Annotated in this window: 14 protein-coding genes; 11 read left to right on the top strand and 3 right to left on the bottom strand. The window is 58.2% G+C overall.

The features are described 5' to 3' along the window. Positions 1–6: 6 nt before the first annotated feature. Both argF and GQF00_RS05415 read right to left on the bottom strand, forming a co-directional pair. Positions 7–915, bottom strand: coding sequence for an ornithine carbamoyltransferase (argF, locus tag GQF00_RS05420; protein ID WP_161318145.1), 909 nt, complete (start codon positions 913–915; stop codon positions 7–9). Further along, positions 912–2,096: an aspartate aminotransferase family protein gene (locus GQF00_RS05415; protein WP_161318144.1), complete on the bottom strand. Its 1,185-nt coding sequence runs from the start codon at positions 2,094–2,096 to the stop codon at positions 912–914. The genes argF and GQF00_RS05415 overlap by 4 nt, the downstream gene beginning before the upstream one ends. A gap of 205 nt (positions 2,097–2,301) precedes the next feature. On the opposite strand from GQF00_RS05415, the gene GQF00_RS05410 reads away from it, so the two are divergent. The 6 genes from GQF00_RS05410 to GQF00_RS05385 all read left to right on the top strand — a co-directional run bounded on the left by GQF00_RS05410 (position 2,302) and on the right by GQF00_RS05385 (position 7,615). Continuing rightward, the gene (locus GQF00_RS05410; protein ID WP_161318143.1) at positions 2,302–3,855 is read left to right on the top strand and encodes a hydantoinase B/oxoprolinase family protein; all 1,554 of its coding nucleotides are present in this window, start codon (positions 2,302–2,304) and stop codon (positions 3,853–3,855) included. A gap of 68 nt (positions 3,856–3,923) precedes the next feature. Next, on the top strand, positions 3,924–4,247 hold the full coding sequence (gene grxD, locus GQF00_RS05405; RefSeq protein WP_161318142.1) for a Grx4 family monothiol glutaredoxin: 324 nt from the start codon (positions 3,924–3,926) through the stop codon (positions 4,245–4,247). Positions 4,248–4,452: 205 nt separating this feature from the next. Further along, positions 4,453–5,598, top strand: coding sequence for a porin (locus GQF00_RS05400; protein WP_161318141.1), 1,146 nt, complete (start codon positions 4,453–4,455; stop codon positions 5,596–5,598). Positions 5,599–5,601: 3 nt separating this feature from the next. Further along, the gene (locus GQF00_RS05395) at positions 5,602–6,126 is read left to right on the top strand and encodes an FMN-binding protein (RefSeq protein ID WP_161318140.1); all 525 of its coding nucleotides are present in this window, start codon (positions 5,602–5,604) and stop codon (positions 6,124–6,126) included. A 24-nt stretch (positions 6,127–6,150) separates the two neighbouring features. Next, entirely contained in the window at positions 6,151–6,876 is a 726-nt protein-coding gene (locus tag GQF00_RS05390; protein ID WP_161318139.1) for a PepSY-associated TM helix domain-containing protein, read from the top strand. Positions 6,877–7,012: 136 nt separating this feature from the next. Beyond that, on the top strand, positions 7,013–7,615 hold the full coding sequence (locus GQF00_RS05385) for a peroxiredoxin (protein ID WP_161318138.1): 603 nt from the start codon (positions 7,013–7,015) through the stop codon (positions 7,613–7,615). Positions 7,616–7,728: 113 nt separating this feature from the next. Here GQF00_RS05385 and rnt read toward each other — a convergent pair whose 3' ends face one another. After that, positions 7,729–8,397 carry a ribonuclease T gene (gene rnt, locus GQF00_RS05380; protein WP_161318137.1) on the bottom strand — a complete coding sequence of 223 codons (669 nt, stop codon included), beginning with the start codon at positions 8,395–8,397 and terminating at the stop codon, positions 7,729–7,731. A gap of 185 nt (positions 8,398–8,582) precedes the next feature. On the opposite strand from rnt, the gene GQF00_RS05375 reads away from it, so the two are divergent. The 5 genes from GQF00_RS05375 to rimK all read left to right on the top strand — a co-directional run bounded on the left by GQF00_RS05375 (position 8,583) and on the right by rimK (position 13,708). Next, positions 8,583–9,806 (top strand): argininosuccinate synthase, encoded by a 1,224-nt coding sequence (locus GQF00_RS05375; protein ID WP_161318136.1) that lies wholly within the window; start codon positions 8,583–8,585, stop codon positions 9,804–9,806. 403 nt (positions 9,807–10,209) lie between these two features. Beyond that, entirely contained in the window at positions 10,210–11,607 is a 1,398-nt protein-coding gene (locus GQF00_RS05370) for a YncE family protein (protein WP_161318135.1), read from the top strand. 326 nt (positions 11,608–11,933) lie between these two features. After that, entirely contained in the window at positions 11,934–12,317 is a 384-nt protein-coding gene (gloA, locus tag GQF00_RS05365) for a lactoylglutathione lyase (protein WP_161318134.1), read from the top strand. Continuing rightward, positions 12,317–12,751: an ATP-dependent zinc protease gene (locus tag GQF00_RS05360; protein ID WP_202560393.1), complete on the top strand. Its 435-nt coding sequence runs from the start codon at positions 12,317–12,319 to the stop codon at positions 12,749–12,751. The genes gloA and GQF00_RS05360 overlap by 1 nt, the downstream gene beginning before the upstream one ends. Positions 12,752–12,799: 48 nt before the next feature. Beyond that, positions 12,800–13,708, top strand: a complete 909-nt coding sequence (gene rimK, locus GQF00_RS05355) for a 30S ribosomal protein S6--L-glutamate ligase (RefSeq protein WP_161318132.1) — start codon at positions 12,800–12,802, stop codon at positions 13,706–13,708. Positions 13,709–13,844 lie beyond the last annotated feature (136 nt).

Below are 13,844 nucleotides of genomic sequence, written 5' to 3'. Positions count from 1 at the left end.
TTAGCATCAATGCTGCCCGGTGAGCAGAAATTCCAGCAGGGCCTTTTGCGCGTGCAGGCGATTTTCCGCTTCATCCCAGACAACGGCACGGGGATCTTCCATCATTTCATGGCTGACTTCCTCGCCGCGGTGGGCGGGCAGGCAGTGCATGAACAGGGCTTCCGGGTCGGCCAGGTCCATCAGCTCCGGGGTGACCTGGAAACCTTCGAAGGCACTCATGCGGGCCTGCTGTTCTTCTTCCTGGCCCATTGAAGCCCACACATCGGTGACCACCAGATGGGCGCCCTTCACGGCCGTGCGTACGTCGGGCTCCAGAGTCACGCGATCGGTGCAGCGGCTGAGCAGGTCTTCGTCCGGTGAGAAGCCGCTGGGGCAGCTGATTACCAGATCGAAATCAAACTGGCGGGCAGCATTCATGTAGCTGGCACACATGTTGTTGCCGTCGCCTACCCACACCACTTTCTTGCCCTGGATGCTGCCTCGATGCTCCACGAAGGTCTGCATGTCGGCCAGCAGCTGGCAGGGGTGGAAATCATCGGTGAGGGCATTGATCACCGGTACGGAAGAATGTGCGGCGAAGGTTTCTACCGTGGCGTGATCGAAGGTGCGGATCATCACTGCATCGACCATGCGGGACAGAACCCGTGCGGAATCCTCAATGGGTTCGCCGCGGCCCAGCTGGGTATCGCGGGGCGACAGAAAAATGCTGGCGCCGCCAAACTGGGTCATGGCCACTTCAAAGGACACCCGGGTGCGGGTGGATGACTTCTCGAAAATCATGCCCAGGGTTTTGCCTTTGAGCGGTTCATGGCTCTGGCCATTGCGGAGCATGGTTTTCAGTTCAATGGCGCGCTGAATCAGGTAGCCCAGCTCGTCCGGTGTCAGGTCATTGAGGGTCAGGAAATGCCGACTCATGCGACCTCCTGTGCATTGGCAAAGGTACGAATGACAGCAGAGAGCGATTCCACCAGGGTGTGCATTTCTGCTTCGGAAATCACCAGCGGAGGCAGCAGGCGCACTACTGAACCGGCGGTGACATTGATCAGCAAGCCCGCTTCGCGGGCGCTGTTGACCAGTTCGCCACAGGGGCGATCAAGCTGGATGCCGAGCATCAGGCCTTTCTGACGAATTTCGGTGACCAGGGGAACATCTGCCAGGGCGGACAGGAAAGCCGCTTTCAGTTGTTCGCCTTTCGCGGCCACGCCGTCGACCACATCATCAGTGAGGGTGTTGACCACGGTGAGCGCTGTGGCGCAGCCCAGCGGGTTGCCGCCGTAGGTGCTGCCATGGGTGCCCGGGCCAAATACGTCTTCAGCCTTGCCGGCCACCAGGCAGGCGCCAATGGGGAAACCATTGCCCAGTCCCTTGGCGGTGGTCAGTACATCTGGCACCACATTGTCGCCCATGTAGGCGAAATAATGGCCGGTCCGGCCGTTGCCGGACTGGATTTCATCCAGCATCAGCAGCCAGTCATGCTGATCGCATAGCTGGCGCAAGGCCTGAAGGTAGCCGGTATCGGGGATGTTGATCCCGCCTTCGCCCTGCACCGGTTCCACCAGTACGGCAACGATATTCTGATTGTCGGCCAGGGCGGCAATGGCGTCGGTGTCATTGAACGGGACACGGACGAAGCCTTCCAGCAGCGGGGCAAAGCCTTCCTGCACCTTGCTGTTGCCGGTGGCAGACAGGGTCGCCATGGTACGGCCATGGAAGCTGCCTTCCATGACGATGACAGTGGGTTTGGCGATGCTTTTGCGGTTGCCGTAAAGCCGGGCGATCTTGATCGCCGCTTCGTTGGCTTCGGCGCCGGAATTGGAAAAGAAGGCGCGTTGCATGCCGCTGATTTCGCACAGTCGCTGAGCCAGGGCTTCCTGGGCAGGAATGCGGTACAGGTTGGAGGTATGCATCAGCTGCCCGGCCTGTTCGGCCAGGGTGCGGCTCACTGCCGGATGGCAGTGTCCCAGGTTGCAGACCCCGATGCCGGAAATGGCATCCATGTACTTGTCGCCGTTCTCATCGAACAGCCACACCCCTTCACCGCGCACAAACGCCACTGGCTGACGTGCGTAGGTGGGAATCAAAAATTGCTGACTCATTACCCTGACTCGTTAAAGCGAATTAGCCTGTTTCAGAACCGACTGAAACAAAAAACGGCAGCCGAGGGGCTGCCGGGAACTCCCGATAATAGCGCACATTTGTGTGAATAGTTAACAGTCTGCCTTGAATGACGTTAGGCTTGTTGTCCCGACCGGTTGATGCTTTTAGCCATTAACTATCCACTGTTAACTATTAATTGCCTGTATGAATCCTGTCCAGCTCAGCATCTTCGCCAATCGCCTTTCCGGTATCTGTGACGAAATGGGCGCGGTACTGCGGCTCAGCGCCTTGTCGCCGAACATCAAGGACCGGCTGGATTTTTCCTGCGCTATCTTTGATGCCCGTGGTCGTCTTTGTGCCCAGGCAGCACATATACCCGTGCATCTGGGTTCCATGGCCTATGCCATGGCGGATCTGGTCAGTGATCGTGACTGGACGTCTGGGGACTTGCTGGTGGTGAACGATCCCTATCTGGGCGGTACCCATTTGCCGGATGTGACTGTGGTGGCGCCGGTATTTCGCTGCGATCAGCTGGTGGGGTTTGCGGTCACTCGAGCTCATCATGCCAATATCGGTGCCCACAGTCCGGGCTCCATGCCGGTCTCTACGCATCTGGAACAGGAGGGGCTGGTGATCGCCCCGACGCTTCTTAAAAGGGCCGGGCAGTGGCAAATTCCCCTTTGTCGCAGGCTGGCGGGGCTGGATGAAGCCACTGATGACCTTCGTTTGCCGGTGGAAAATATCCGTTTTGGCGACTTTGCCGCCCAGGCCAGTGCCTGTGAGGCCGGGGCCCGCCGTCTGGCAGAGCTGGCGGATGCCCAGCCAGCGCTTGAACAGGCATTCGATGCGCTCAATGCCTACGGGGAGAAGCGTGCCCGTGCGCGCCTTGCCGCCTTGCCAGATGGCGATTACCCCTTTGAAGACGTGATGGACGATGATGGCCAGGGGCAGCAGGACATTACCATCACCCTGATGTTACGTATCCGGGGGGATAGTGCGCAGCTGGATTTTGCCGGTACGGCTGCTCAGGTGACAGGCAACATCAATTGCCCGTTGTCCGTGGCCGCCGCCGCTGCCTATTACTGTTTCCGTTGCCTGATGGATGATGATGTGCCCGCCTGCGATGGCCTGTTCCGCCCCATCAGTCTCACTGCGCCGCAAGGCTGTCTGCTCAATGCCTGCCGTCCGGCCGCGGTGGCAGCGGGGAATGTGGAAACCAGCTCCCGGGTCGTGGATGTGGTGCTTGGTGCTTTGGCCTTGGCGGCCCCACAGGCTATTCCGGCCGCCAGTCAGGGCACCATGAATAATGTGGCCATGGGCGCCACTGGGGATCAGGGCTGGGATTACTACGAAACCATGGCCGGTGGGGCTGGTGCGCATGCCAGTGGGGCGGGGTTGTCTGCCGTGCACACCCACATGACCAACACCCTGAATACTCCCATCGAAAGCCTGGAATCCCATTATCCGCTGCGGGTACTGCAATACCGGATTCGCCGTGGCAGCGGTGGGGAGGGCAAGCACCGGGGTGGGGATGGCATCGTGAGAGAGCTGGCGTTTCTGGGGCGGGCCAGCTTTACCCTGCTCACCGAGCGCCGCCGTCATCGTCCCTGGGGATTGCAGGGTGGTGGTGCGGGGCTCGCAGGAGAAAACCACTTGAACAATCAGCCTTTGCCCCCCAAATATGAAGGCGTGGCCCGGCCCGGAGACCGCTTGCGCATTGCCTCACCCGGAGGTGGCGGTTATGGGGGTAATGAATGATACAATGCCGCTACCGCGCGTCGGCACTGGCTGCTCGCAACGGCATTTAACGAGATACAGGTGAAGTAATGGATGTTTTAGAGGTCATCAAAGACCAGATTGGCAAGAATGCGGTGATTCTTTACATGAAGGGGACCCCGCAATTCCCGCAGTGCGGTTTTTCTGCCCAGGTGGTAGAAGCCATGACTGCCGTTGGCAAGCCGTTTGCCTACGTGAACATTCTGGAAGCCCCGGAAATCCGCCAGACCCTGAAAGAATATGCCAACTGGCCGACTTACCCGCAGCTGTGGGTGAAGGGCGAGCTGGTAGGCGGCTGCGATATCATCATGGACATGTACCGCGCCGGGCAGCTGAAGACGCTGGTGGAAGAGGCGGCTGCAGAGGCTGAATAAGCTTCATAAGAAGTGAACCGGATTCGTTAAATTTTTTTACGATTCCGATCGAATTGAGTTCACACTAAAAAACCCGGCACATGCCGGGTTTTTTAGTGTCTCAACCAATAAATCGTATTAAGAATTAGTTTCAATCCCATTAAGTTTTCCAGTAGATTCTGCGCCATTGAAATTGTTCATCTTCAAACTTTGGGAAGGAAGACACATGTTCAAGCGCACTGTACTGGCCATGGCCATCTCCTCTGCACCGTTTGCTGTTCAGGCAGCACAATCTGCCGAAGATCTGCAGAAGCAAATCGACATTCTGGCCCAGGAAATTGAATCCCTGAAAGAGACAGGCTCCTCCACGAGCCCGCTGGACAAGTTGAGCATCGGTGGCTACGGCGAGATTCACTACAACAACTACACTGAGCGTGACAAGAACGACCAGATCGATGCTCACCGCTTCGTGCTGTATTTCGGCTATGACTACAACGAAAAAGTGCGTTTCTTCTCCGAGTTCGAGCTGGAGCACAGCCTGGCTGGCGACGGCAAGCCGGGCGAGGTGGAACTCGAACAGGCTTACATCCAGATCGACACCACGGCCAACACCAAGCTGACCCTGGGTCAGTTCCTGGTGCCGGTGGGCATCCTGAATGAAACCCATGAGCCGGATACTTTCTACGGCGTTGAGCGTAATAACCTGGAAAGCAAGATTGTGCCTGCTACCTGGTGGGAAGCGGGTGCCATGTTCAGTCAGGATCTGGGCGGTGGTCTGACCTATGATATCGCCGGCCACTCCGGCCTGAACATGTTCCAGGCCGGTGGTACGCCCAACAAGATCCGCAGCGGTCGCCAGAAGGTGGCGGAAGCCAACGGTAACAAGGGTGCCATGACCGGCCGTGTTCGTTATGCCGGTATCCCGGGTCTGGATGTGGCTGCCAGCGTTCAGTATCAGCAGGATGTATTCCAGGCCGAGCCGGGTTTCGATACCGTTTCCGGTGTTCTGGTTGAAGCGCATGCCCGCTATTCCATTGCCGGTGCCACTTTCACCGTGCAGCACGCTGAGTGGGAATTTGACGATGCCATCGGTGTGGAAGCGGCGGAAGAGCAGAGCGGCCTGATGGCGGAAGTTTCCTACAAGCTGACCGAGAAGTTTGGTGTCTTCGCCCGTCATACCGAGCTGGATTGGAATGATGGTGGTGCCGATGCCGAAAACACCGAGCGCACTGACAGCACTGCGGGTGTGAACTACTGGATCGTGCCCCGTGTGGCGCTGAAAGCAGATTACACTGACGTTCATTATGACAATGATGGCAAGGACAACGACGCTGACGATAACGTTAGCGTGGGTATTGGCTGGAGCTTTTAAGTCTTGTTGATACGCATGTTTGTGAAGCCGGCAGGGTGGGCAATGCTCACCCTGCTGTGCTGTCTGTCAGCAAGGGTTCAGGCGGAAGATGTCTATCTTTCTGTTCCGGACTATCTGGCAGAGCAGTATCCTTCTGTCCCTTCGCCGGCCATGTTGTGGCTCGATGACGCCCAGCGAAAAACGGCCGAGACCCTGTCCGGAGAAGACCCCGGCTTTCGCCAGCGCTACTGGCTGGCCGACGATAAATCATCCTGGGTGATCAATGTGATTGGCCGGGATCATCCGATTACCCTTGGTATCAGCGTCAAAGACGGTAAAATCGCCGCACTGCGAGTACTGATCTACCGGGAATCCCGGGGCTGGGAAGTTCGCCACCCCTTCTTTACCCGTCAGTTTGACCAGGCCGCACTGGAACAAGGCAAGCTGGACCGGAGAATCGACAACATCACCGGGGCCACACTTTCGGTGAATGCCCTGCAGCGTGCGGCGAAGCTCGCGCTGTGGCTCGACAGCCAGCTGCCGCAATAAACACTCGCCTTATCAGGGGGCTGGATGGCTGCAAGAAAACCCACCCGTCAGTGGCGTCGCTGGCATCGCTGGCTTGGGCTGGTGGTGGCGATACCGGTATTGGTGCTGTCCATCACCGGGGTGATGCTCAATCATATCGATGCCCTGGGTTGGTCCAATCAGCCGATGCCTTCCTGGCTGGCGCGTTGGTATGGCGCGCCGGTGCCTTCCAATGTCAGCGGCTTCGCCCTTGAAGAGCAGTGGTATGCCGAGCTGAATGAACGGCTGTATATCAATGAAGTGGACACCCTGCATTGTCTGCCTCCCTTGCGGGGGGTTGTGCGCCATAACGGTCTGGTGGTGGTCGGCTGCGATCAGGAACTGATGTTGCTGGACAGCAACGGCCAGCTGGTGGAACGCATTGGCACGGCCTACGGTCTGCCGGCATTTGAACGGCTGGGCAGCGATGGGCAGGGGTTGATACTGGAGACCCGTGAGCAGGTGCTGCGTTTTGATGTGGACCAGCTGACCGCGACTTCTTATCAGGGAGACTGGCAGCCTGCCGAGCCGGGCCGGTTGCCCGTGGCGCTTGAGCAAACACTGATTAGCCAGAGTGTCCCGCCGTCCCTGAACTGGCAGCGGTTCCTGCTGGATCTTCACGCCGGTCGTATTGCCGGGCTGGCAGGTCAGCTGGTGATGGACCTGGCCGCCCTGATTCTGACCATTCTGGCGGTGAGTGGGACGGTGATCTGGAGCCGAAGCCGGCGCTAACTGGTTATTCCTTGAGCGCTCGGCGGCAATCCGGGACAAAGCCGGTTGCAACAAGCGCTGGAATCCCCATGATAGAGCACAGTCCCGCGGGAGGCTTGATGTCACCCGCTTTTCACTCATGCTCAAGGAGATAAACATGGCCGTTCTGGTTGGTAAGCCCGCACCGGATTTCACAGTTCCTGCCGTACTGGGCGATGGCAGCATCGTTGACGAATTCACCCTGTCCGAAGCCATCAAAGGCAAGTATGGCCTGGTATTTTTCTACCCGCTGGACTTCACCTTTGTATGCCCGTCCGAGCTGATCGCTCTGGATCACCGCATGGACGCCTTCAAGGAACGTGGTGTGGAAGTCATCGGCGTGTCCATCGACAGCCACTTCACTCACAACGCATGGCGTAACACCCCCATCAACGAGGGTGGCATCGGTCCGGTCAAATATACGTTGGCCGCTGACATGAACCACACCATTGCCCAGTCCTACGACGTGGAGTCTGAGGGCGGCATGGCGTTCCGTGGTGTGTTCCTGATCGACCAGAACGGCGTTGTTCGCAGCCAGATCGTTAACGATCTGCCGCTGGGCCGTAACATGGAAGAGCTGATCCGTCTGGTTGACGCCCTGCAGTTCCACGAAGAGCACGGTGAAGTGTGCCCGGCGGGCTGGCAGAAAGGCGACTCAGGCATGAACGCTTCCCCGGAAGGTGTTGCCGAGTACCTGTCTGGTAACGCAGACAAGCTGTAATAAACCACAGCACAAAAAAGGGGCGCCAGAAATGGCGCCCCTTTTTTTATGCTTCAAGCAACATGCCATACGCTGGCGGGTTCGGCCTGTTGCGTGCCGCGTGTTGCGTTTAATCAGTCCAATGCCTTCGCCAGGGTCGGCGGCATTTCGCCCGGGGGCGGTGGCGGCCAGCCGCCCAGATCGCGGAAGCGGTTGACCATGGAGCAGAACAGTTCGGCGGTGCGGGTGGCATCGTAAAGCGCGGAATGCGCCTCACGCTGGCTGAAGCGGATGCCGGCGGCCTCACAGGCTTTCGCCAACACGGTCTGCCCGTAGACCAGACCGGCGAGGGCCGCGGTGTCGAAGCTGGAGAACGGGTGGAACGGATTGCGCTTGATATCCGCCCGTTCAGCGGCAGCGTTCATGAAACCCAGATCGAAGAAGCTGTTATGGCCGACCAGCACGGCACGGTTACAGCCATGCTTCTTGATGGCCTTGCGGACCGGTTCGAACACGCCTTTCAGGGCGGTGTCTTCGGAGACCGCGCCACGTAAGGGGTTATCCGGGTCGATGCCGGTGAAATCCAGCGCGGCCTGTTCCAGATTGGCCCCGGGGAACGGGTCCACATGAAACTGGATGCGGGTGGAAGGGCGCAGGTAGCCCTGGGCGTCCATATCTATCAGGACGGCGGCGACTTCCAGCAAGGCATCGGTACTGGCATTGAATCCCCCGGTTTCCACATCGATAACTACCGGCAGAAACCCCCGAAACCGCAGCGCAAGGCTGGGGTGCTGATCGCTCATGATGACTCCAACAGACAAAAAGCCCGGTCCAGAACCTCCGTGCTGGCCGGGAGGTGGCTATGCTACCGGAATACAGACGGTGGTGACAGGTGACGTCGCCACGGGGGTGCAGGTACAATACGCCCCCTCGATTCACCGGGAGGCCTGAACACGCGCTGCAGGCCGCCCATTTGCGGAGTCTTTCAATGTCCAAGATCAACAAGGTGGTGCTGGCATATTCCGGCGGCCTGGATACCTCGGTTATCGTCAAATGGCTGCAGGATACCTATGACTGTGAAGTGGTGACCTTCACTGCAGATATCGGCCAGGGGGAAGAAGTAGAGCCGGCCCGCGCCAAGGCAGAAGCCATGGGCGTGAAAGAGATCTACATTGAAGACCTGCGTGAAGAGTTCGTGCGTGATTACGTGTACCCCATGTTCCGCGCCAACACCATCTACGAAGGCGAGTACCTGCTGGGCACCTCCATTGCCCGTCCGCTGATTGCCAAGCGTCTGGTGGAAATTGCCGAAGAGACTGGTGCTGACGCCATTTCCCACGGTGCTACCGGTAAAGGTAACGACCAGGTGCGTTTCGAGCTGGGCGCCTACGCACTGGCTCCGGGCATCCAGGTGATTGCGCCCTGGCGCGAGTGGGACCTGAACTCCCGCGAAAAGCTGATGGCCTACTGTGAAGAGCGCAATATCCCGGTGGATTTCTCCAGCAAGAAGAAGAAATCCCCGTACTCCATGGACGCCAACCTGCTGCATATCTCCTACGAAGGCGGCAATCTGGAAGATCCGTGGTGGGAAGCCGAAGAAGACATGTGGCGCTGGAGCGTGAGCCCGGAAGCGGCGCCGGACAAGGCCACCTACATTACCCTGGGCTTTGAAAAGGGCGACATCGTCTCCATCGACGGCGAGCGCCTGAGCCCGGCAGATGTGCTGACCAAACTGAACAAGCTGGGTGGCGATAACGGCATTGGCCGTCTGGATATCGTGGAAAACCGTTACGTGGGCATGAAGTCCCGTGGCTGCTACGAAACCCCGGGTGGCACCATCATGCTGCCGGCGCACCGTGCCATCGAGTCCCTCACCCTGGATCGTGAATCCGCGCACCTGAAGGATTCCGTGATGCCCAAGTATGCCGAGCTGGTCTACAACGGCTACTGGTGGAGCCCGGAACGTCTGGCCCTGCAGAAGCTCATCGATGCGACCCAGGAACATGTGAACGGTGAAGTTCGCCTCAAGCTTTATAAAGGCAGCGTCAGCGTAGTGGGTCGTCGTTCCGAGAAAGACAGCCTGTTCGATGCTTCCATCGCGACCTTCGAAGACGATGCCGGCGCCTACGACCAGAAGGATGCGGAAGGCTTCATCAAGCTGAATGCCCTGCGTCTGCGCATTGCCGCCAAGAATGGTCGCAAGTTGAGTTAAAGCGACGCATCACGTTGCACGCAACACGAAAAACCGCCGCCACCGAAAGGTCGCGGCGGTTTTTTATGCCTTCGTTGCAGGCTCTTCGGTTATTCGTTGCGCTCACCCCTTCGGGGCCGCCTTGAAAGGTGCTTCTTTGCTTCGCGCGGTGAGGGGCGAGCGGGGCGTTAGCGAGCAAGGAACTGCGAGTGGCGAAGATCAAAACCCAACTTCGAGACCGGCTACTGGCGTTGCCTTTCGGAACTCGTCACTGGCAACTCGTTGAGCATCAGGCATCCTGCGCTCCTGCTGTGAACACCTGTTACACAACGCAAACGAAGTCTCATTTAATTTGTACCATGGTCACAACTAAGCTGAGGTTCCCAGAATAACAACACCCATATCCGTTGGGAGGAAATCGACCATGGTTCCTGTGCTGACTGCTTCAATCCCATCCCTGCATCGACGTTGCCTGCTGGCTGCCGTGCTGTCTGTCTCTCTCAGCGCGTGTGGCGGGGGTGGCAGCTCCAGTGCACCTGCGGCTGGCGCAGAGAGTGTGTCGCAGGCGCCGGTCGCCAATGTGGCGGAAGACGCCCAGACCCCGGTGCTGCCGGAACCGGCTGCCCAGGCCCGTGAGGTGATCTTCGTGGGCAACAATTGGGAGGGCATGGTGGACGTGGTAGATCGTGATACCTACCAGCGTCTGGGCCGTATTAACGGAATTCCCGATCAGACGGAACGGGAGGCGGCCATTGCCAGCAACCCTGAGGATCTGCTGTTCTTCCAGGGTATTCGCTTGCTGATTGGGGAAGGGCATCACCAGTACGTGGACGATATGTACAGCAGTAACGATGGTCGCCTGCTGATCGTGTCGCGGCCCAGTTACGCGGATGTGGTGGGGATCGACATTGCTTCTGGCGAAGTGGAGTGGCGCTTTGAGGTAGATGGTTACCGGTCTGATCACATGGCCGTCTCCCCGGATGGCACCCAGGTGGCGGTGTCGGCCTCCACCGGCAATGTGGTGCACATTCTCGATGTGGAAACCGGGGAAGAACTCAACCGCTTCCCGTCTGGTGATTCTCCCCATGAAAATATCTATTCCGAAGACGGTGAGCGGATCTTCCATGCCAGTATCGGCACCGTCTACACACCGCTGGACAGCAAACTGATTGGCGATCTCACCGATGCCTTGCTGGGCCAGAATCTTCTGGATGCCACCAAGGGAGAGCGAATCTTTCAGGTGGTAGACGCCAACAGCATGGAAATCATCAAGCAGCTGGATCTCGCCGCGGATCTGGAAGAGGCCGGGTACGGCAACCTGAGCACAGCCGTGCGGCCCATGGCCCACACCAGTGACGAGCGCTACTTCTATTTTCAGCTCTCCTTCCTGCACGGTTTCATCGAGTACGACCTTGAAGAGGAAAAGGTACTGCGTCTGGCGGAGCTGCCCGATCTCACCAACGGTCTGCCCCGCGAGTTATACGTGAATGACTCCGCCCACCACGGCATCGCTCTCAGTGCTGATAACCAGACCCTGTGTGTGGCCGGCACCATGAGTGACTACGTGGCGCTGGTTGACCGTGAAACCTTTGACTACACCATCAAGACTGGCATTGGCGAGAAACCTTACTGGGTGACCACCAGTGAAGATGGCGAGCATTGCTATATATCCTGGAGCGGTACCGATCAGATGTCCGTGTTCAATTATGATAGTGGCCAGGAAGTGGCGCGGGTGGATGTGGGTGATCACCCGCAACGTATTCGCGAAGGCCGCGTGCCGGAAGCCTGGGTAGAAGATCAGGGTTCACTGTTTCTGCCATGATGATTCGCCCTATGCTGGATGACTGACGCTAAATGCTGAGGCTTAATGTCATTGATGAGCCTCAGCTGCAGGCGCTTGCCAGCAAGCGATAAGTGGGGGAATAACGAGTTTCGAGTGACAAGTCACGGGAACCGGGCAGGGCATTTCGCTACTCGAAACCCGTGTCCTGGAACTTGTTTTCCCTTGCCGGAGAGAAAGCCCGGGCTTGATGGCCGGAATCCGGCGTTTTTTCTTGTCAATTCTCCTTACTGCCACCACACTTCGCCCTGACACGGCAGGCGCAACCTGTGCCTGTGAATTTTCCTCGCTGTCAGGAGTCTCCGACCATGCGAATCCTGCATACCATGCTGCGTGTTGGCGATCTCGAAAAATCCGTAGCCTTCTATACCGACGTGCTCGGCATGCATGAAATCCGCCGCAAGGAATACCCGGAAGGGCGTTTTACCAATGTGTTTGTGGGCTATCAGCCGGAAGCCGAAGGCGCAGTGCTGGAGCTGACATATAACTGGGATGAATCATCCTACGATCTTGGCACCGGCTATGGTCATGTCGCGCTGGCCGTGGATGACGTGTACGCTGCTTGTGAGCGCATTCGGGAACGGGGCGGCAGGATTACCCGTGAACCTGGGCCGATGAAACACGGCACCACGGTGCTGGCCTTTGTGGAAGACCCGGATGGCTACAAGATTGAACTGCTGGGACGCGATTGATGGGCAAGGTGACAGTTGGCTGGCGCGAATGGGCCAGCCTGCCAGAATTGGGCATTGATGCGATCAAGATGAAGGTGGATACCGGTGCTCGCACCTCTGCCATACACGCCTTCGAAGTGGAAAGCTTCATGCGTGATGGCCAGGAATGGGTACGCTTTTCCCTGCATCCCATTCAGGAGCACCCCCAAATCACCGTCTGCGAAGCACCGGTTCTTGACCGCCGGGTGGTCACCGATTCCGGTGGTCACAAGGAAGAACGCCCGGTCATTGTTACTACCATCGACCTGGGTGGCCGCCAGTGGCCCATCGAAGTCACCCTGACCGACCGTGAAAACATGATATTCCGTATGCTGCTTGGGCGTACCGCCATGAATGAAATCATGGTGGAGCCAACGGCATCGTTCTTGCTTGGCGGTGATCGGGACAATCCGTGAAGCAGGCAACCCCTTAACGCTTTTTAACCTTTACCAGATAGTGCAGCCATGAAAATTGCGATTCTCTCGAGAAACAAGCGACTCTATTCCACCCGTCGCATGGTGGAAGCCGGCGAGGCCGCAGGTCATGAAGTCCATGTAATCGATACCCTGCGCTGCTATATGAGCATGGTGGCGCACAAGCCGGAAATTCACTACAAAGGCGAGGTGCTGGAAGGTTTCGATGCGGTGATTCCCCGTATCGGCGCATCCATTACCCAGTACGGCACGGCAGTCGTGCGCCAGTTCGAAATGATGGGGGTGTTTCCCGTCAACGAATCCGTGGCTATCTCCCGCTCCCGGGACAAACTGCGTTCCCTGCAGCTGTTGTCGCGCAAGGGCGTTGGCCTGCCGATTACCGGCTTTGCCCACTCCCCGGATGACATTCCCGATCTGATCAACATGGTCCGTGGCGCACCGCTGGTGATCAAGATGCTGGAAGGCACCCAGGGCATTGGTGTGGTGCTGGCGGAAACCCGCAAGGCGGCTGAATCTGTAATCGAAGCCTTCATGGGCCTGAACGTGTCCGTGATGGTGCAGGAATACATCAAGGAAGCGGGCGGCGCCGACATCCGCTGCTTTGTGGTGGGTGGCAAGGTCATTGCAGCCATGAAGCGCCAGGCGGCGCCCGGGGAGTTCCGCTCCAATCTGCACCGTGGCGGTAGCGCCAGCCTGATCCGCATCACGCCGGAAGAACGAGCCACTGCCGTCAGGGCGGCACAGATCATGGGGCTTAACGTGGCGGGTGTGGATATCCTGCGCTCCAACCATGGCCCTGTGGTCATGGAGGTGAACTCCTCTCCGGGCCTTGAGGGGATTGAGCAGGCCACCGGTAAGGATGTGGCGGGCATGATCATCAAGTTCATCGAGAAAGATGCACGCCCCTACCGGACACAAACCAAGGGTTCCAAGGGATAAGGCTGTTTATTGCAGGAGCACCTCTTGAGGTGCGAACGGCTAGAAGTGAGTCACGCGTTTCGCGTTACCAACGGCAAACAGGGTTTGGGTTTTCGGTACTCGGTACCCAAAACCCGTGACCGGGCTTGGCGGCCAG

The sequence above is a fragment of the Alcanivorax sp. DP30 genome (assembly GCF_009882945.1).
In the GTDB taxonomy this organism is placed as follows: Bacteria; Pseudomonadota; Gammaproteobacteria; order Pseudomonadales; family Alcanivoracaceae; genus Alcanivorax.
Note: the sequence above shows the minus strand (reverse complement) of the source record. Positions and strands in the feature narration are given on the sequence as shown.